General features: G+C 64.5%; 1 protein-coding gene. It reads left to right on the top strand.

Going from position 1 to position 609, the window contains the following annotated elements; translation table 11 throughout:
- Positions 1-175: 175 nt before the first annotated feature.
- Positions 176-609: biotin/lipoyl-binding protein (locus tag EOA28_RS37810; RefSeq protein WP_128315950.1), on the top strand; the 434-nt coding region annotated here is incomplete at its 3' end.

The raw sequence follows: 609 nt of genomic DNA, 5'->3' as shown, positions 1-609 counted from the left end.
GTCCCCCGCCGCAATGTTCCGGCAACTTTTCCGACTATATTGCGCCGCAACTTTCAGGTAGAAGCGGCGTCCGCCGATCACGGCAAATTGAACTAGGCCCCGCGCACACCCATATCGGCCGCGCGCCCAAGTCGGAAGCGCCGACCTAGCCAGGTCCTGCTACGGAAAAATGACGATGCCGAAAATCAGGTTTCACAAGCTTGCAGCCGTTGCCGTGCTCATCGGTTTCGCGGCCTGGATGGGAACGGGCGAGTTTTCCTCTGTCGGCAGCGCCGCGGACAAGTCTGTCACCACCGAGAAGTCGGTTACTACCGACAAGTCGGCTACGACCGACAAACAGGCCGGCGCCGGCCAGCCGGAGGCCGCCAAGGCGAAGACAGCCGAGGCTGAGCCAAAGGCCGCGTCGCGCACCGTGGCGGTGGTGACGCCGCCGCGCAAGACCTTCGCGCGCGCCATCCGCATCTCCGGCCTGACCGAGGCCGACAAGCGCGCCGTGCTGGCGACGCGCGTCGCCGGCGTCATCGAAAAGCTGCCGGTCAAGCAGGGCGACCATGTCAAGACAGGCGATCTCGTGCTGATGCTCGCGGCCGAGGAGAAGATCTCCAATGT

Origin of the sequence: Mesorhizobium sp. M2A.F.Ca.ET.067.02.1.1 (genome assembly GCF_004023285.1) — a bacterium.
GTDB lineage: Bacteria > Pseudomonadota > Alphaproteobacteria > Rhizobiales > Rhizobiaceae > Mesorhizobium.
Note: the sequence above shows the minus strand (reverse complement) of the source record. Positions and strands in the feature narration are given on the sequence as shown.